This is a genomic window from Brevibacterium sp. OS20 (assembly GCF_056837565.1).
In genome coordinates this window covers 714,784-731,491 of sequence record NZ_CM166367.1, presented here as the reverse complement: position 1 = coordinate 731,491, position 16,708 = coordinate 714,784, and the positions used below count along the sequence as shown (strand labels likewise).

The window sequence follows — 16,708 nt, the reverse complement described above, 5'->3', positions numbered from 1 at the left end:
TGTCGGGTACATCACCACCGCGGCCAGTCGTCGCGCGCGTTCGCACCCACCGACGGGTGAGTTCGCGGAAATCATTTGGAGGAATCATGGCAATGTCGCCACAGCAAGAAGGCGGACCCGCGAATACGGGCAACGCCACCGCAGCGGCCACCGATCAGGGTGCCCCGCAGCGGAAGAAGGATCGCACTCACTGGCTCTACATCATGGTCATCGTGGCCGTGTTCGCCGGTGCCGCCATCGGGCTCATCGCCCCCGAGGCGGGAATCGCACTCGAACCACTGGGCAAGGCGTTCGTCGCTCTCATCAAAATGATCATCGCCCCGGTCATCTTCTGCACCATCGTCCTCGGCGTCGGCTCCGTGGCGAAGGCGGCCACCGTCGGCAAGGTCGGCGGCCTGGCCCTCATCTACTTCCTGGTCATGGCGACCTTCGCCCTTGTCATCGGGCTCGTCGTCGGCAACTTCATCCACCCCGGCGACGGACTCCACCTCCAGCCGTACGAAGAGGCGTCCGGTGGCGAGGAAGGCGGCATGGTCGGCTTCCTCATGAGCCTCATCCCCGGTGACATCCCGGTGCTGCCGACTCTCGTGCTCGCGCTTCTCGTCGGATTCGCTCTGCAGTCGATGGGCAAGGCCGGCGAGCCCGTGCTCACCGGAATCAAGCACATCCAGGCTGTCGTCTTCAAGCTCATGATGATGATCATGTGGGCCGCTCCCGTCGGCGCTTTCGGTGCGATCGCCGCGGTCGTCGGCAAGACCGGCTGGGCTGCAATCGGGGCGATGGCGACTCTGATGGGCGCCTTCTACCTCACCTGTGCGCTGTTCATCGTCATCGTCCTCGGCGGTCTGCTCAAGATCGTCACCGGGCTCAACATCTTCCTGCTGCTGAAGTACCTGGCCCGTGAGTTCCTGCTCATCTTCTCCACCTCGTCGTCCGAGTCGGCCCTGCCGCGCCTCATCGCGAAGATGGAGCACGCCGGAGTCTCGAAGCCGGTCGTCGGCATCACCGTGCCCACCGGCTACTCGTTCAACCTCGACGGCACCGCCATCTACCTGACCATGGCTTCGCTGTTCGTGTCCTCGGCCATGGGCATGCCGATGTCGATCCCCGAACAGATCTCGCTGCTCGTGTTCATGATCATCGCGTCCAAGGGCGCCGCCGGAGTCACCGGTGCGGGCCTGGCCACCCTGGCCGCCGGTCTGCAGTCGCATCGCCCCGAGCTGCTCGACGGCATGGGCGTCATCGTCGGCATCGACAAGTTCATGTCCGAGTGCCGTGCGCTGACGAACTTCACCGGCAACGCCGTGGCCACCCTGCTCATCGGCAAGTGGACGAACGAGATCGACCTCGACGTCGCCCGCGCCACCCTGTCGGGTGACAACCCGTTCGACGAGCTCTCGCTCGAGCCGGACGCCCACGATGCGCCCGCCGAGTCGGAACGTCCCGCCGAAGGCGAGAAGGTCGCCGTGAGCTGACTTCCAATCGCTCCCGCTCCACAACCACCACGGGTGCCGATGTCCTCATCGTGAGGACGTCGGCACCCGTGGTGTTTCGTCTCCCCTCGCCGAGGCGGGGGCGCAGTATCGTCATGTCATCGGCTGACGCCCTGGCGGGTTCACAGCGGTCCTCCGGGCCGCCGGGAAACTAATTACATCTCAGGCGGTCCGCTGCGTGTTCCCGTGCCTGGTTGATGACCGTGGAAGCGATGTCGTTCGGGTGTGATTCGGGGAGCCAGTGGGAGGCCCCTTCAAGCGGGACGAAACGATAAGGACCCTCGACGTAGCGAGCGCTGAGCTCTGCGGTTGCGCGGGAAAAGGCAATATCCTCGCTGCCCCACACAAGACTGGTGGGTACCGTGACGGGAGTGCTCGGCGTCCGATCGCGGCCATCCATCGCCTGGTAGTACTTGAGCACGGACAGAAAAGCCCCCGGTTCACTGAATCGCGCAACATAGGAGGCTGCGAGATCTTCGGGGACGGCGCCGCCGTAGAGATCGACCAGCTTCTTTCCGTCATCGCGCAGCAATGTTCGGGCCACTCCCTCCGGGTGGTCTTGGATCGACCGCATATAGCCCATGCGTTCATACTGATCGTCGTCCGTCTTCAGCTGTTTGCCCAGCGCTCTGGGGTGCGGCGTCGACACGACGGTGCAGGTGTGCAGACGCTGCGGGTGGTTCGCGGCAAAGGGCCACGCGACCAGTCCGCCCCAATCATGACCGACGAGGTGGAAGCGTTCGAGTCCCGCCGCGCGGGAGACTTCGTCGAGGTCGGCGACCAGGCGCGCGATCGTATACTCCCCGACTGAATCCGGCCGTATTCCCGGCGAATATCCTCGTTGGTCGTAGGCGAACACACCCATTCCCTGCTCGAGGAGCAGCGCTGCGGTCTTCTCCCAGCACGACGCGTATTCCGGCCACCCGTGCAGAAGGATCGCGTCGCCGAGGTCGGGATCCGGATGCGCAGGTGTCGCCCGGAAAGCAGTGAACTCTCCCTGGTCGGTGGACACCGTCAGCGCCTCGGCGTCGGCGGTCGTCGGCAGCTCCGCCAAGCGCGCGGCTACCGATGCGTTGTCGAAAGGGGCACCGCTGTAGGGCTGGGACGTCGTCGATATTGTCATGGGTCAGTCTCCTCGTTGATCAAGGTGCATGGGTTCTCGGCCCAGCGGCCACCCGCCACCGGCCGCTGGGCCCTCGGCCGATGCTGGGCACCCGACGGCCCGGTGACTGCTATTTGCGACGTGAGCCGTCGGTGGGAATGCCCAGTGCGTTGATCCACAGTTTCGTCGCAGTCTCCACGAGCAGTTCGTCACTGCCCCAGTCCGGTTCCTCGACCGCATATTTGAAGTACGCCATCCGCCCGACCATCGCTGACAGCGCCCGGGCGGACATGAGGGGGTCGAGACTCGGGTCGACATACCCTTCGTCCTGAAGCTTTCGGATCCACCGGCAGTTGCGTCTGGAGAAGGCCCGCGCCCGGTCGAGGCGCAGTCGACGGAAGTTCGCGTCGATCGCGGCGACCTGTTCGAGCAGGAGCATCAGCTTCGCGTTGCGCTTATACGACTCGATGTATGCACGGTGTCCGGCTCGCAGCTGCTCGATGACGGTGCGCTCTTCGTCGCCGCTGTGCGGCGGGCCCGGGTGGAGCATGTCCTCCTGGGCTTCGCTGAGCACAGCAGCGAAAGCCTGCTCCTTGCTGTCGAAGTAGGTGTAGAACGTGCCCGTGGAGCACTTGGCCTCTTTGGTGATGTCGGTCAGCCGAGAATCGATGAAGCCATCACGTTCGAACACGACTCGAGCGGCGGCGACCAAGGCCGCTCGGGTGCGGGTTCCCCTCGTGGTCGTCGGGAGATCGCGCAGGAGCGCGGTATCCACGAGCGTGGGGAGATCCTCAGCTGAGCCTTCGGTCGTCGACATGACAGCCAATCCTACAATCCATTTCTCGGGCACGGGCAGAGTGCAAGCTCATGAGGTCAGCCCGCTCTCCCGCGCAACAGCCCATCCCTGATCGATGATCGCCTGGACGTCGCGGGCCGTGGGCACGCCGTGGGCAGCGGCGTTCGCAGGGTTGTCCGCGACGCGGCGACGGACGCCTTCGGCGATGATCGCGATCTTCCACAGCCCCAGTGTGTGCCAGAAGCCGAGCGTTCGCTTGTTGCGACCCGAGACAGCCAGGTATTCGGCAGAGATCTCGGCGCGGGTCGGGAATCCGTCAACTGCAGTCGGGGCGCCGTCGGGCACCTCGCCGGCCTGCGTCCAATACGCCAAGGAGCTGCCCACATCGGCCAGCGGGTCACCCAGTGTCGCCAGTTCCCAATCGAGCACTGCTCGGATGTCACCGGTGGCGCTGTCGATGATGACATTGCGGATGTGGAAGTCACCATGGACCAGAGTGATCTCGCCAGGCTCGGGCAGGTGCTCGGTCAGCACCGTCGTGAGAGCGTCGAGATCGGGGCGGTCTTGGGTCCGGCTCTCCTCGAGTTGGCGGCTCCACCTCTTCAGCTGCCTCGGCGCATAGGGCTTCCGAGACGCCAGGTCGCCCAAGCCGACAGCGTCGATGTCGACGGCGTGGATCTTCGCCAGGGTCCGAGCGAGTTCGAGGCCGAGACGTCTGCGCGCCTCGGGGCCGAGATTTCGGGCGGCCTTCTCGTCGTCGATGACGGTTCCCTCGACGTGTTCCATGATGACCACGGGGACATCGGCGACTGCGGAATCCTCACAGACACCGAGGGTGGCTGGAACCGGCACTCCGGTTGCTTGGAGTGCGGAGATGATCCGATGCTCCCGGGCCACGTCATGGGCCGACGCGAGGAGGTGCCCCAGCGGGGGACGACGGGCGATCCACGACCGCCCCGCCTCGTCGTCGATGCGGTAGGTGAGGTTCGACTGCCCCTGCCCCACACGGGTCCCGCGGAGCGAACCGGTCACCGGCTCGCCGGCGTCCCGCATCCAGCCGGCCAGGCTCGACAGATCGAGTTCGACGCTCATCGAGACTCCCGTGCGTTCTTCCTGCGCCGCAGTTCACGCCGCGCGATCGACCGTTTGTGGACTTCGTCGGGGCCATCGGCCAAACGCAGGGTGCGCTGATGGGCGTAGAAGCTGGCCAACGGAAAATCGTCGGTGACTCCGCCGCCACCGTGGACCTGGATCGCCCGGTCGATGATCTTAAGCGCCATGTTCGGGGCCTTGACCTTGATGGCCGCGATCTCCGTGGCTGCTTCCTTGTTGCCGACCGTGTCCATCATCCACGCAGCTTTGAGCACGAGGAGGCGGGTGGCTTCGATCTCGACGCGCGCCTCGGCGATCCAGTCCTGGATGTTCGCCCGCTCTGCCAGCGGCTGACCGAAGGTCACCCGCTCCTGAGCACGGTCGATGAGCAGGTCGAGGGCTCGCTCGGCCATCCCGATCGAGCGCATGCAGTGGTGGATGCGGCCCGGACCCAGCCGGGCTTGGCTGATGGCGAATCCGTCGCCCTCGCCGGACAGCAGCGCAGTCTTCGGCACTCGCACATCCTCGAAGATGATCTCTGCGTGGCCCTCCCGGTCGAGGTAGCCGAACACCGGCAGTCCCCGGACCACGGTGATGCCGGGGGTGTCTTTGGGGACGACGAGCATCGACTGCTGCCGGTGGGTCTCGGCGTTCGGGTCGGTCTTGCCCATGACGATGAAGACCTGACAGTTGGCGTGCAGAGCGTTCGAGGCGAACCATTTCCGCCCGTTGAGCACATAGTCGTCTCCGTCCGAGGCGATGCTCATCTCGATGTTCGTCGCATCGGAGCTCGCCACCGCCGGTTCGGTCATGCAGAACGCTGAGGCGATCTCACCGTCGAGCAGCGGTTTGAGCCACTTCTCCTTGTGCTCGTCGGTCCCGAAGAGCGCAAGGACCTCCATATTCCCGGTATCGGGGGCGTTGCAGTTGATGGCCTCTGGGGCGATCTCCGCACTGCGTCCTGTGATTTCGGCAAGATGCGCGTACTGGAGGTTCGTCAGTCCTGCTCCCCATTCGTCGTATGGCAGGAACAGGTTCCACAGTCCCTGGGACCGGGCCTCACGTTTGAGGTCTTCGAGGACGGGCGGGTGGAAGTTCGGGTCCCCGGCCTCGGCCCGTTGCCGGTGGTAGACCGGTTCCGCGGGGTAGACGAAGTCGTCCATGAAGGCGTTGAGTCTGGATTGGTAGTCGCGGGTCGTCTCATCTGGTGCGAAGTCCATAGTTCCTGCTTTCTCGGTGAGGGGGTGTATGCGGTGTCAGGTCTGTTGATCATGGGCACCGGCGCCGCCGGTCTCTCCTCTGACTTCGAGGACGACCTTGCCGCGCACGGATCGGGAGTCGATGAGCTCGAGGGCCTCCTGCGCCCTTTCCAACGGGAGCACGCTGTGAATGACGGGATCGAGTGCCCCTGAACTCAGATGCGGCCACAGCGCGTCCCACTGGGTGGCGACCATCTCCGGTCGTCCGGCCAGTGCCGCGCCCCACCCCACTCCGGCCACGGAGATGTTGTTCAACAGCAGACGGTTGACCTTGACTTCGGGGATGGATCCTGCGGTGAATCCGAGGACCAGAAGAGTGCCGAAGGTCTTCAGTGTGCGCAGGGAATCGGTGAACCGATCACCGCCGACCGGGTCGGCGACGAGGTCGACACCGCCAGGGAGCAGGTCCTTGACCGTGTCTTTGAACCGTTCGGCCAAGACCACACGAGAAGCGCCGAGGCTGCGCACCGTCTCCGCCTTCTCCTCGGTCGAGACCACGCCCACGACTTCTCCGCCGTAGGCGCGGGCGACCTGGACGAGGGCGCTGCCGAGTCCGCCTGCGGCGCCGTGGACGAGGACCGTCTGACCCGGTTCGAGTCTCCCGCGCACGCGCAGCGCGAAGTCCGCGGTCAGGAGGTTCATCGGCATTCCTGCTCCTGCGGTCAGCGATACGGACTCCGGAAGCGGGAGGACGCTGGCGGCCGGGACGACGATGGACTCCGCGTAGGCCCCCGTATTCGCCACCCCGGCGACGCGGTCGCCGACGCTGAGACCGGTGACGCCTTCGCCCAGCTCACGCACGGCTCCGGAGACTTCCGACCCCACTGTGTAGGGCAGCGGCGGCTGCATCTGGTACTGCCCGCGAGATTGGAGCAGTTCGGGGAAGGTCACGCCGGCATAGGCGACGTCGATGAGGACCTCGCCAGGCCCGGGTGTCGGAGTCTCGATGTCGCGCAGTTCGAGGGAGCCGGGGCCGTCGGTGGCACTCAGCTGCATTGCTCTCATGATGGTCGGGTGTCCTTTCGTCGGGGTTCGCGAACGTTTGTGACGAGTTCGCGCACGTATGGAATGTGCTCGCCCATCAATGCGATGGGCTCAGTGCGGATGAGCGGGAGCGTGCCTGAGCGGCGGGGTGGTCAGAGACGGGAGGAGGCGACGACACCGCCGTCGACGACGATCGTCTCCCCCACGACGTAGTCCCCGGCCCGAGAAGCGAGGTAGGCGGCGACGCCGGCCATGTCCTCACCGGTGCCGATCCGTCCTGCCGGGATCTGCGTCTTCACCTCGTCGCCGTGGTCGCGGGCGTCCTTGTTCATCTTCGTCCCGAAGGCTCCGGGGGCGATGCCGCTGACGATCACTCCGTCCGGGGCCAGTCGGGAGGCCAAGCGTTTGGTCAGGTGGACCACTCCGGCCTTGGACGCGTGATAGCTGTAGGTCTCCAGCGGATTGGGTCGGATGCCGTCGATCGAGGCGACGTTGATGACTTTGGCGAGGTGGTCGCCCGCGGCCGCGGCGGCCCGCAGGTCCGGCGCGAGTGCCTGCGTGAGGAAGAACATCGCCTTGAGGTTGAGGTCCATGACCTTGTCCCACCCGTCCTCCGAAAACTCGTCGAACGGCGCACCCCAGGCGGCACCGGCGTTGTTGACGAGAATGTCCAGATTCGTCTCGTGCTCCCGGAGTCGGGCCACCACCGAGGCGAGTCCCTCCTTCGTCGAAATGTCGCCGGGCAGGGACACGCAGGTCCCCTGTGCGGACAGTTCGGCGGCGGTCGCGTCACAGGCCTCGGCCTTGCGGGCGGTGATGTAGACGCGCACGCCCGACTGCACGAATCCCTCGGCGATCATCCTGCCGATTCCGCGCGAGCCGCCGGTGATCAGCGCGCTGCGCCCTTTCAGCGCAAACAGTGTCGACATGTCCATGGAAACTCCCTTGTTCAGATGTCTGCGTCGTGTTCGGTGAAGTAGCCGATCGATTCGGCGACGCAGATCGGCTTCTCGATGCCGTCTGCTTCGAAGATCTGGGTGGTGGTCACCTGTGCGGAACCGGTTCCGCGCGGGTCGACGGCGGAGATCGTGGCCCGCATGCGCACCTTTGAGCCCACTGGTCGAGGCTGCGGGAAGCGCACCTTGTCGTAGCCGTAGTTGAGGCTGTGGGCGAACCCGTCGAAGGCCATAAGCTCCTCCATGAACGCCGGTCCCAGAGACAGGGTGAACAGACCGTGGCCGATCGTGCCGCCGAAGGGACCCTCAGCGGCACGATCCTCATCGACGTGGATCCACTGGTGGTCATTCGTCAGGTCGGCGAAGGTGTTGATGTCGTCCTGGACGAGCGTGTGCCAGCCGGTGGGACCGAGTTCTTTGCCGACGAGCGCGTCGATCTCGGCGATCGTCGTGGGCCTGATGGGAGTCGTCATTGTCTGCCTTTCGATCAGTGGAGCGAGTCGGAATCGATCAGGTGAATCCGGAATCTGAAACCACTCTTGAAATTGAGTTCAGATTCATTAGTCTGAGACTAGCCGTGTATGCCGGGTCACTTCAAGGTGCAACCGAAACACACCACACGGCAGGGACGTCTACGCAAAGGAGCGGCACCCATGACAGAAGTCCAGACCGTCACCGGCACCATCGACAGCAGCGAACTCGGCAGGACCCTCGTCCGCGAGCACATCTTCGTCCTCAGCGAGGAGATGCGGCAGAACTATGACACGACATGGGACGACGAGGAGAGAATCTCCGACGCCGTGACCAAGCTCAATGACCTCAAGGCCGCAGGCATCGACACGATCTTCGATCCCACGGTCGTCGGCCTCGGACGCTACATCCCCCGAGTGCAGAAGGTGGCCGAGCAGACCGATCTCAACATCATCGTGGCCACCGGCCTCTACACTTTCACCGATCTCCCCCCACCAGTTCGAACATCGCGGCCCCGGCCTCCTCATCGACGAACCGGAACCACTCGTGGGGCTGTTCGTCCGCGACCTCACGGAGGGCATCGCCGACACCGGCGTCAAAGCCGCATTCCTCAAATGCGCCATCGAATCCCCCGGACTCACCGAGGGAGTCGAGCGCACGATGCGGGCAGTCGGGCAGGCGAGCGCCCAGACCGGAGCTCCCATCACCGTCCACACCAATCCAGCCACTGGTTCCGGCCTAGTCACGCAACGCGTGCTCAAGGAAGAGGGCGCAGATTTGGAGAAGGTCATCATCGGCCACTCGGGCGACTCGACGGACCTTGACTACCTGTCCCAGATCGCCGAGGCGGGATCCTTCCTGGGCATGGACCGGTTCGGGATCGACGCCTACCTGCCGACCGAACCACGCGTGGACACCATCGTCGAACTCGTCCGTCGCGGCTATGCCGAACGCATCACCCTGGCCCACGATGCGGCGTGCTACATCGACTACTTCACTCAGGAAGAAAAGGCGCAGATCCAACCCAACTGGCACTTCCGCCACATCAGCGACGACGTCATTCCGATGCTGCTGGACAAGGGCGTGACCGAAGACGATATCGACACGATGCTGGTGAAGAACCCGCGCCGTTACTTCGAGTGACACCCCCGAGCACACGTACCGACCACATGTTCCAACCCCACGCACTGACCATATGCACTGAGAGACCATTTTCAACGATGAAGGGAATCTCCCATGTCAGCCACCGCACACACCATCCCATCACAGGTGACACCGGCCAAACATGCCGGACTGCGAGCCGCCGGTCTCGTCGGCTCCTCGATCGAGTGGTACGACTTCTTCCTCTACGGCACAGCGGCCGCACTGGTCTTCCCTCAGGTCTTCTTCCCTGATTCGAGCGGCGTCACCGGCACACTCCTGTCGTTCTCGACCTTCGCCACCGGCTTCATCGCGCGACCGGTCGGCGGACTCGTTGCCGGCAACTTCGGCGACAAGATCGGCCGCAAACCCATGGTCGTCATCGCCCTGCTGGGCATGGCCGTCTTCACCTTCCTCATCGGCTGCCTGCCATCGGCGGGGAGCATCGGCATCATGGCCCCGGTCCTGCTCGTCACGTGCCGATTCGTCCAGGGCATCGCCTGCGGCGCACAGTGGGGCGGACTGGCACTGCTGCTCAGCGAGTCCGCCGGGCCCAAGCATCGGGCCTTCTCCGGGTCGTTCATGCAGGTCGGCGTACCCACCGGCGCCCTGCTCGGCAATCTGGCCTTCGTCATCGTCTCGTCCACGGTCAATGAGGCGGCATTCGTCTCCTGGGGCTGGCGAATCCCGTTCTGGGCCACGGCACTGCTCGTGCCGATCGTCATGTACATCCAGCTCAAAGTCGAGGACTCCCCCGAGTTCAGGAAGCTCGAGAACGATGTGTCCGCGGCCAAGCCGAAGGTCGTGCAGGCACCGCTGTGGCAGGCGATCAGGTCTCATTGGAAGACGATCCTGCTGGCAGCGGGCACACTGTCGGGAACGAACTGCGTCTTCTACATCACGATCGCCGGTGCCCTGTCCTACGGCACGAGCTATCTGGGCATGGACTACGGGCAGATGCTCATCGCCGCCATGCTTTCCTGCGTGTTCGGCATCGCCACCATTCTGATCGGCGGCAGGCTCGCCGATAAGATCGGTCGCCGTCCGGTCATCATCATCGGTGGCGTCGGCCTGCTGGCGTGGGCGTTCCCCTATTTCGCCCTGATCAATACGACGGACATCGTCCTCTTCGCGGTCTCGATCAGCGTGGCCAGCGTGTTCCAGTCACTCATCTACGCCCCGATCGCCGCGTACTTCGGCGAATTGTTCGCCCCGCAGATCCGCTTCTCCGCGGTCTCTCTGGCCTATCAGCTCAGCGCGATCGTCGTGTCGGGCTCGACGCCCATCGTCATGACGTGGCTGATCGCGAAGATGGACGGATCGACGCTGGGGATCACGCTGTTCGTGTGTGCGATGGCCCTGATCACCGTCGTGTCAACGCTGGCACTGAAGGAGACGAACCCGAAGTCCGTCAGGCAGTCTCCGACGGCAGTACCAGGTGAGCATCTTCGCGCGGGGGCCGTCGAGGTCCATCCTGCATAGTCGGCCCAGCCTGCTTAATCGGCTCAGCCCGCAGCGCCGCTGCCACGCAGCTTTGCCTGGTAGCGGCGCATCCCGCGGATCCAGCGGTCGTAGTCCGACCCCTTCATCCGGTACATATCCAGGACTTCGGGGTGGGGCAGGATGAGGAAGGTCTCGGCTTCGACGGCGGCCATGACGGTCTCGGCGACGTCTGCCGGCTCGAGGACGTTTCCGGCTTCGGACACGGCACGCTGGGCGGCGAGTTCCTCCGCACTCAGGGAGTCGGGGTCCTCTCCCCACAGGATCTTCGTGTTCACTCCCATCGGGGCGAGCACAGAGACACCCACGCCCTCGTCGCCGTAGGTCACTGACAGCCATTCGGCAAAAGCGAGTGCGGCGTGTTTGGTCACCGAGTAGCCGGCCTGCCCGATCTGAGTGAGCAGTCCCGCCGCCGAGGCGGTGGCCACGAAATATCCTTCTCCCCTGGCTTGCCAGCGAGGCACGAGCCGTTCGGCGGCGCGGATGTGCGCTCGCAGGTTGACGTCGAGGATGCGGTCCCAGTCGCGTTCGCTGCCGATTCTGGGAGCTCCGGCGATCCCGGCATTGGCGAAGTAGAGATCGACGTCGCCGAGTTCGCGGTCGGCAGCGGCCAGCAGATCGTCGACGCCTGTTGCCGTGGAGACGTCCCCGGTCCAGTGCGGCTGGCCCAGTTGTGCCGCGGTGTCCGTGACCGCCTCGGCGAGGTCGGCCAGCAGCACCCGGGCCCCGCGCTCGTGCAGGGCTGTGGCCAGCGCCGCCCCGATCCCCGATGCGGCCCCGGTGACGACGGCAGTACGCCCCTCGATGTCCATAGTCCTCTTCCTCTCCGGCGCACCCCGTTGTGTCCGAAACACGACCGATCTATAGTTGAACCTGTACTCAGTTTCAAGTATTTCAGCATCCACGCATTGCTGTCGAGCCCCGCGCGAGCCCGTCCACGTCGTGATCCAAAGGAGTTTCATGACCACGAAGTCCCGCACATCGATCATTGACCTGCTCACCCCTTGGGCGGAGAAGCACCCGGAGTCCGTCGCAGCGGCCACGCCTCCGGGACCGGATCGGGTGTCACTGTCGAAGGTGCGCCTCCTCGGCGAGATCGGTGCCGCGCGTGACCGGTACCTGACTGCGGATGTCCGCCCGGGTGATCGGATCGTGCTCATCGCGCCCACCTGCCCGGAGTTCCTCATCGAGTTCTTCGGTGCGCACGCTGCCGGGCTGGTGGTCGTCGCCGTCAATCCGCTCTCGACGGTCAGGGAGCTCGACTACATCCTCGCCGACTCGGAGGCCCGCGTGCTCGTGGCTCACCCTGCTTCGGCCGAGGCAGGGAAGACCGCGGCTGCGCAGCACGATGTCGGCTTCCGGACCCTGGCCATCGTCGGCAATGAGGGTCCGCGCGCCGAGGTGGGCGCCGAGTCCGATGTCACCGTCGATCGTGCCGATTTCGCCTGGGATGACCTCGCCGCGCTCCTCTATACCTCGGGCACGACGGGCAAGCCGAAGGGGACGATGCTGACCTTGGGCAATTTCATTTCGGCCACCGACATCGTCCGCGAAATGATCGAGGCCACCCCGTCGGATCGGTCCGCGACCGGTCTGCCGCTCTTCCACGTGTTCGGTCTGGCGGCCGTCACCCTGCCGGCGATGAGTGCCGGTGCACCGGTGACGCTCTTCCCCCGTTGGGATCCGCAGGGCTTCATCGGTTCACTCGCCGAGGATCAGACGACCATCGTCTCCGGCGTACCGACGATGTGGATGTCGGTGCTGGCGAAGGCACCCGAGGGCGACGCACCGGACCTGCGCATCATCAGCTCGGGAGGCGCCTCGATCGCCGCCGAGGTGGTCCGTCGGGTCGAAGATCGCTTCACGGCACCGCTGGCCGAGGGCTACGGGCTCACGGAGACGTCCGGGCTGGGCACGTTCAACCCGCTGCACGGGACGAGGAAGCCCACGAGCGTCGGTCCGGCGGTGCCCGGATTCGAGGTCAAGATCATCGACCCCACCACCGCCGACGAGCTGCCTGCCGGTGAGGTGGGTGAGGTGCTGCTGCGTGGGCCCGCGGTCATGGCCGGCTACTGGAAGAAACCCGAGGCGACCGCCGAGGTGCTCGACGCCGAGGGCTGGTTCCGCACCGGCGACCTCGGCCGGGTGGACGAGGACGGGTACCTCTTCATCGTCGACCGCATCAAGGACCTCATCATCCACGGCGGATACAACGTCTACCCGCGCGAGGTCGAAGAGGTCCTCTATGAGATCCCCGAGGTCGATCAGGCCAGCGTCGTGGGCACCCCGGACGAGAAGTACGGTCAGCAGGTGACGGCTGTCATCGCCCGCACCCCAGGCTCCGACCTCGACGCCGATGAGGTCGAGCGGTTCTGTCGGGAGAATCTCGCCGCCTACAAGATCCCGCGGATCATCGAATTCCTCGACGAACTCCCCAAAGGACCCAGCGGCAAGATCCTCAAACGCGAGATCGTGCGCATGTTCACCCCGAGCACCGAGGCACGCTGAGACAGGCGGGCATCATCGTCGGCAGGCGGTTGCGGGCGGAACGGTTCGCATTCGAACGCCGGCAAGGCCGATGGAAGAAGCACAGCAACTTCCCCTTATAGCCCGATATGCCGCCATCAGATCAGCGCGGCTTCTCACCCGTCTTCATCATCAACCTCGACAACGATGGATTGATCGGCAACATCGCCCGCATCCGCTTCGCGGATTGCTCCCCAGTGAGGCTCAGCCTCTTCGTAACCGTCGTCGATATGCGTTGCGGCGTCGACGAGCTGTTCGTTCCAATCCGGCCCGGGCACTTCGACGCCGGGGCGGTCACTGTCTGCCATCATTGCCTCCTCCTCAATTCGTACCGAAGCGAGGTGTTCTCATCCTGCAGATCGAGAATGATTCCGATGCTAGCGAGATTCGCGCCCACGTCAACCAGTTCGCGCACACGCCGCAGACGAGCAATATCCGCGCGACTGAACCGTCGCGTCCCACCTTCACTCCGAGCAGGAGTCACCAGCCCACGAGCCTCGTATTGCCGCAATGACTGCACCCCGACACCGGTCAACTCCGCAACACGCGAAATCGAGAACAAGCGCCCACCAGACTCTGAAATCGCCATCTCCCCTTCTCTCAAAATTTCTCCTGACTGAGTGTTGACATTCTTATTCGGATCGACTAAATAATATGTCCACCAGATGATGTAGATCATATCATCTGCACGAATCCACTATCCAGCAAAGGAGGTTTCACCAATGATCATGATGCGCACTGACCCATTCCGCGAAGTCGAACGCCTGAGCAGAGAAATCTTCGGAGCCACCGGCACAACGGCCCGACCGGTGATGATGCCGATGGACGCCTGGCGCGACGGCGATACTTTCCGCGTCGAACTCGACCTGCCAGGAATTGATCCTGACGACATCGACCTCGACGTGGAGAACAACGTCGTCACCGTCAAAGCTGAACGGCCCGCCCCCGACCATGGGGAGTCTTCAGTCGCGGCAGAGCGACCCCGCGGGACCTTCAGCCGACAACTCGTCCTCGGCGACAACCTCGACACCAGCAACATCACGGCGAACTACGACGCCGGTGTGCTCACACTCAGCATCCCGGTAGCGGAATCAGCGAAACCCCGCAAGATCGCCATCAACTCGGGCTCTGCTGAACCGGCAGCCATCAGCGCCTGACCACAACTGGTGGTGTGTTGCCATGCAGACGTGTGCACCAGACGTCCAGCTGGGTATCGATGCTGCGTTCTGGGCGATCGTTTTCAGCGACCGCGAACTGCGGGACCTCGACACAAGTCACCACACAGGTGATGGACCGCAGGCCGTGAGTCACTGCAGGTGCCGGGTCGTCAGGCACTCCGAATCGTGGCAGCTGTTCCGGTCGCCCGGCCTCTCAGCAGCCCAGGTCATCGCCCACCGAATCCTCGCTTGTCAGCGCTCTCCTCCCCGGTTCAAACGGCGCTGACTTCATCGTTGAAAGGAGGTGAGACGTTTCCACAACCAGGTTGAGCTATGCAGCCGTGTGGTCGCGCCCGCAAGTCTTTCTACCAGTGTGCTCGACGCAAGATGCGCGGCAGTGACGTCACAATGACGACGAAGTGATGCGGGCCCGCCCACGGCTTCCCCTTCTGGCCCCGGGGCATCCCCCGGGGCCAGACCATGTTCGGTTGAGATGAGAGATGAGGAGACCGTGTTGGTTAGCTTCTTGGAGAAACTGTTGATTGTCTGGCCCAGGCACGCTCGAGCACTGATTGGCAAAGCGATATCATCCCGCTATCGATCCTCGGCCGGCCAGCGGCCTGTGTCGCTTGACCGCCTCAGGACTCCTTAAGCAACGCCTTGACCAGTTCGCGGGGAGTACTTTCGTCGACGTCTATGCCGACAGTGTCGCGGAGGTACGCCCGGACGCGTTCGACGCTCTCATCGCTTCCGAGTCTGCTTCGTTGCCATCGTGCACCATCGACGAATGCTTCCCGTTTGTGCTCACGCAACGCCGAAAGCGAATAGGAGTGTCCCAGGACATCAAACTCGGGATCGGGATGAACCTGTTTAGCGGTCTCTATCGCTGTCTGTTCCCAACGCAACTTCTCATCACCTAGCTTCGGTCCAACGGTGTCGTGATTGATGTCAGTGTTATATACCGAAAAGGCTCTCGGCTCCAATGCCTGTGCGTCGGCAATGCCAGTTGGTGAGCATCCCGTCGCAGAGCCGTCAGCCTGGTGAGCGTCTGTGATCGAAGTCCGTCCGCCCCGAGCCGGGCGGACGAGACGGCCGGTCGGGTCGCTGGAGGTGATCATGGCGCCCTCCATCCTTGGAAGTAGCTGGAGGTTGGGCTGGATCAGAGCGGGCTGCCTGCCTGACGTGGTCACGACTGCGCTAGCCTGTGAACAGGCCGACGGCTGAAGCCGATGCCCAAGCAACACCACCCGCAGCATCGTCTAAGAAGAGGACCCGAAATGAATGCCAATCATGTCGGCATTGTGTGGAATCCGTCCAAGACCGAGAAGGCAGACCTTGAGGCCGCGCTCCCGACACAGACTGGCGTCGATATCACGTGGCACGAAACTGAGGAAGACGATCCCGGCAAATCAGCGACGCAGGCCGCGCTCGATGCCGGTGCTGAAGTGATCATCGCGGCAGGAGGGGACGGGACAGTCCGTGCGATCGCTGGTCACCTCGCGGAGATCGGCTCCTCTGCCGAGCTCGGCATCGTTCCGCTGGGGACCGGGAACCTCCTAGCCCGCAATCTCGACGTTCCGCTCAACAGCTTGGGCGAGGCAATGGATCGCGCCTTCAACGGCACAGCACGCGAAATCGACATGGGCTGGGTGGAGGTCACCCTTCCCCAGGGCATGAATCGTGAGCCTTTCGTCGTCATGGCCGGGTTCGGAATAGATGCCCACATGATCACAGAGACCAACGATGACCTTAAGGACAAGGCAGGATGGCTGGCCTATGTTGAGTCGCTTGGGCGTGCCGTCTCTGCCAGCGATGTCATGGAGATCAACCTGTCACGCGGAGGTGAACCGATCGGGCACGAGTCGGCGCATACGCTCATCGTCGGCAATTGCGGCACGCTGCAGGGTGGTATCACTCTCCTTCCCGATGCCGATCCCACCGATGGTGAACTGGATGTCCTTATCCTCAAGGCAGAGGGTGTCGCCGGTTGGCTCGACACGATGAAGAACATGGTGTGGGATAACGGTCTGCGGAAGATGATGGCGAAGGACGAGTCTGCGCAGAGCAGTGAGAGCGCGGTACATCAGCGGATTTCTTCATTGACGATTGAGCTTGAGCAGCCGCGCATCGTCGAGGTTGACGGTGACGAAGTCGGTGAAACTAACCGGATCGATGTGACGATCAAGCCCGCGGCGCTGCGAGTGCGCTAGTCCGGCAGAGACTACAGGGCAC

17 protein-coding genes and 1 pseudogene are annotated in these 16,708 nt (G+C 64.0%); 7 read left to right on the top strand and 11 right to left on the bottom strand.

From position 1 onward, the window contains the following. The first annotated feature begins 203 nt into the window (after positions 1 to 203). Positions 204 to 1,475, top strand: a complete 1,272-nt coding sequence (locus tag ACVZTU_RS03100; protein ID WP_482401741.1) for a cation:dicarboxylate symporter family transporter — start codon at positions 204 to 206, stop codon at positions 1,473 to 1,475. A gap of 169 nt (positions 1,476 to 1,644) precedes the next feature. On the opposite strand, the gene ACVZTU_RS03095 is transcribed toward ACVZTU_RS03100, so the two are convergent. From ACVZTU_RS03095 to ACVZTU_RS03065, 7 genes are all read right to left on the bottom strand, one after another. Continuing rightward, a complete protein-coding gene (locus tag ACVZTU_RS03095; protein ID WP_482401383.1) occupies positions 1,645 to 2,616 on the bottom strand; it encodes an alpha/beta fold hydrolase in 972 nt (323 codons plus the stop codon). A 109-nt stretch (positions 2,617 to 2,725) separates the two neighbouring features. Next, complete coding sequence (locus ACVZTU_RS03090; RefSeq protein WP_139469847.1) at positions 2,726 to 3,412, bottom strand: TetR/AcrR family transcriptional regulator; 687 nt, start codon at positions 3,410 to 3,412, stop codon at positions 2,726 to 2,728. Positions 3,413 to 3,460: 48 nt separating this feature from the next. Further along, positions 3,461 to 4,483: a phosphotransferase family protein gene (locus ACVZTU_RS03085; RefSeq protein ID WP_482401382.1), complete on the bottom strand. Its 1,023-nt coding sequence runs from the start codon at positions 4,481 to 4,483 to the stop codon at positions 3,461 to 3,463. Next, positions 4,480 to 5,703 (bottom strand): acyl-CoA dehydrogenase family protein, encoded by a 1,224-nt coding sequence (locus ACVZTU_RS03080; protein ID WP_482401381.1) that lies wholly within the window; start codon positions 5,701 to 5,703, stop codon positions 4,480 to 4,482. Before ACVZTU_RS03080 ends, ACVZTU_RS03085 begins: the two co-directional genes overlap by 4 nt. Positions 5,704 to 5,739: 36 nt before the next feature. Beyond that, positions 5,740 to 6,747 (bottom strand): NADPH:quinone oxidoreductase family protein, encoded by a 1,008-nt coding sequence (locus ACVZTU_RS03075; RefSeq protein WP_482401380.1) that lies wholly within the window; start codon positions 6,745 to 6,747, stop codon positions 5,740 to 5,742. A 131-nt stretch (positions 6,748 to 6,878) separates the two neighbouring features. Then, positions 6,879 to 7,661 carry an SDR family oxidoreductase gene (locus tag ACVZTU_RS03070; protein WP_482401379.1) on the bottom strand — a complete coding sequence of 261 codons (783 nt, stop codon included), beginning with the start codon at positions 7,659 to 7,661 and terminating at the stop codon, positions 6,879 to 6,881. A 14-nt stretch (positions 7,662 to 7,675) separates the two neighbouring features. Continuing rightward, a complete protein-coding gene (locus ACVZTU_RS03065; protein ID WP_482401378.1) occupies positions 7,676 to 8,155 on the bottom strand; it encodes a MaoC family dehydratase in 480 nt (159 codons plus the stop codon). A 108-nt stretch (positions 8,156 to 8,263) separates the two neighbouring features. On the opposite strand from ACVZTU_RS03065, the pseudogene ACVZTU_RS03060 reads away from it, so the two are divergent. The 3 genes and pseudogenes from ACVZTU_RS03060 to ACVZTU_RS03050 form a co-directional block, all read left to right on the top strand. Beyond that, positions 8,264 to 8,602: pseudogene (locus ACVZTU_RS03060) on the top strand (phosphotriesterase family protein); the annotation flags it as partial. A 97-nt stretch (positions 8,603 to 8,699) separates the two neighbouring features. Continuing rightward, positions 8,700 to 9,296 carry a phosphotriesterase family protein gene (locus ACVZTU_RS03055; RefSeq protein ID WP_482401377.1) on the top strand — a complete coding sequence of 199 codons (597 nt, stop codon included), beginning with the start codon at positions 8,700 to 8,702 and terminating at the stop codon, positions 9,294 to 9,296. A gap of 93 nt (positions 9,297 to 9,389) precedes the next feature. Further along, positions 9,390 to 10,775, top strand: coding sequence for an MFS transporter (locus ACVZTU_RS03050; RefSeq protein ID WP_482401376.1), 1,386 nt, complete (start codon positions 9,390 to 9,392; stop codon positions 10,773 to 10,775). Positions 10,776 to 10,798: 23 nt separating this feature from the next. Here ACVZTU_RS03050 and ACVZTU_RS03045 read toward each other — a convergent pair whose 3' ends face one another. Then, positions 10,799 to 11,605 carry an SDR family oxidoreductase gene (locus ACVZTU_RS03045; protein ID WP_482401375.1) on the bottom strand — a complete coding sequence of 269 codons (807 nt, stop codon included), beginning with the start codon at positions 11,603 to 11,605 and terminating at the stop codon, positions 10,799 to 10,801. 148 nt (positions 11,606 to 11,753) lie between these two features. Between ACVZTU_RS03045 and ACVZTU_RS03040 the strand changes: the two genes are divergently transcribed. After that, a complete protein-coding gene (locus ACVZTU_RS03040) occupies positions 11,754 to 13,301 on the top strand; it encodes an AMP-binding protein (protein ID WP_482401374.1) in 1,548 nt (515 codons plus the stop codon). 134 nt (positions 13,302 to 13,435) lie between these two features. Here the strand turns inward: ACVZTU_RS03040 and ACVZTU_RS03035 are convergent, their stop codons facing one another. Then, the gene (locus ACVZTU_RS03035; protein ID WP_482401373.1) at positions 13,436 to 13,627 is read right to left on the bottom strand and encodes a hypothetical protein; all 192 of its coding nucleotides are present in this window, start codon (positions 13,625 to 13,627) and stop codon (positions 13,436 to 13,438) included. After that, the gene (locus ACVZTU_RS03030; RefSeq protein ID WP_482401372.1) at positions 13,627 to 13,998 is read right to left on the bottom strand and encodes a MerR family transcriptional regulator; all 372 of its coding nucleotides are present in this window, start codon (positions 13,996 to 13,998) and stop codon (positions 13,627 to 13,629) included. Before ACVZTU_RS03030 ends, ACVZTU_RS03035 begins: the two co-directional genes overlap by 1 nt. Before the next feature lie 46 nt (positions 13,999 to 14,044). Between ACVZTU_RS03030 and ACVZTU_RS03025 the strand changes: the two genes are divergently transcribed. Continuing rightward, a complete protein-coding gene (locus ACVZTU_RS03025; protein WP_209324119.1) occupies positions 14,045 to 14,476 on the top strand; it encodes an Hsp20/alpha crystallin family protein in 432 nt (143 codons plus the stop codon). A gap of 638 nt (positions 14,477 to 15,114) precedes the next feature. On the opposite strand, the gene ACVZTU_RS03020 is transcribed toward ACVZTU_RS03025, so the two are convergent. After that, positions 15,115 to 15,594 carry a hypothetical protein gene (locus tag ACVZTU_RS03020; RefSeq protein ID WP_482401371.1) on the bottom strand — a complete coding sequence of 160 codons (480 nt, stop codon included), beginning with the start codon at positions 15,592 to 15,594 and terminating at the stop codon, positions 15,115 to 15,117. A gap of 159 nt (positions 15,595 to 15,753) precedes the next feature. Between ACVZTU_RS03020 and ACVZTU_RS03015 the strand changes: the two genes are divergently transcribed. Beyond that, a complete protein-coding gene (locus ACVZTU_RS03015) occupies positions 15,754 to 16,686 on the top strand; it encodes a diacylglycerol/lipid kinase family protein (protein WP_139470102.1) in 933 nt (310 codons plus the stop codon). Positions 16,687 to 16,708: the final 22 nt, after the last annotated feature.

Coding starts and splice junctions, on each gene's coding strand:
- ACVZTU_RS03100 (WP_482401741.1), top strand. CDS start 204: ATGGTCATCGTGGCCGTGTTCGCCGGTGCCGCCATCGGGCTCATCGCC.
- ACVZTU_RS03095 (WP_482401383.1), bottom strand. CDS start 2,616: ATGACAATATCGACGACGTCCCAGCCCTACAGCGGTGCCCCTTTCGAC.
- ACVZTU_RS03090 (WP_139469847.1), bottom strand. CDS start 3,412: ATGTCGACGACCGAAGGCTCAGCTGAGGATCTCCCCACGCTCGTGGAT.
- ACVZTU_RS03085 (WP_482401382.1), bottom strand. CDS start 4,483: ATGAGCGTCGAACTCGATCTGTCGAGCCTGGCCGGCTGGATGCGGGAC.
- ACVZTU_RS03080 (WP_482401381.1), bottom strand. CDS start 5,703: ATGGACTTCGCACCAGATGAGACGACCCGCGACTACCAATCCAGACTC.
- ACVZTU_RS03075 (WP_482401380.1), bottom strand. CDS start 6,747: ATGAGAGCAATGCAGCTGAGTGCCACCGACGGCCCCGGCTCCCTCGAA.
- ACVZTU_RS03070 (WP_482401379.1), bottom strand. CDS start 7,661: ATGGACATGTCGACACTGTTTGCGCTGAAAGGGCGCAGCGCGCTGATC.
- ACVZTU_RS03065 (WP_482401378.1), bottom strand. CDS start 8,155: ATGACGACTCCCATCAGGCCCACGACGATCGCCGAGATCGACGCGCTC.
- ACVZTU_RS03050 (WP_482401376.1), top strand. CDS start 9,390: ATGTCAGCCACCGCACACACCATCCCATCACAGGTGACACCGGCCAAA.
- ACVZTU_RS03045 (WP_482401375.1), bottom strand. CDS start 11,605: ATGGACATCGAGGGGCGTACTGCCGTCGTCACCGGGGCCGCATCGGGG.
- ACVZTU_RS03040 (WP_482401374.1), top strand. CDS start 11,754: ATGACCACGAAGTCCCGCACATCGATCATTGACCTGCTCACCCCTTGG.
- ACVZTU_RS03035 (WP_482401373.1), bottom strand. CDS start 13,627: ATGGCAGACAGTGACCGCCCCGGCGTCGAAGTGCCCGGGCCGGATTGG.
- ACVZTU_RS03030 (WP_482401372.1), bottom strand. CDS start 13,998: ATGATCTACATCATCTGGTGGACATATTATTTAGTCGATCCGAATAAG.
- ACVZTU_RS03020 (WP_482401371.1), bottom strand. CDS start 15,594: ATGATCACCTCCAGCGACCCGACCGGCCGTCTCGTCCGCCCGGCTCGG.
- ACVZTU_RS03015 (WP_139470102.1), top strand. CDS start 15,754: ATGAATGCCAATCATGTCGGCATTGTGTGGAATCCGTCCAAGACCGAG.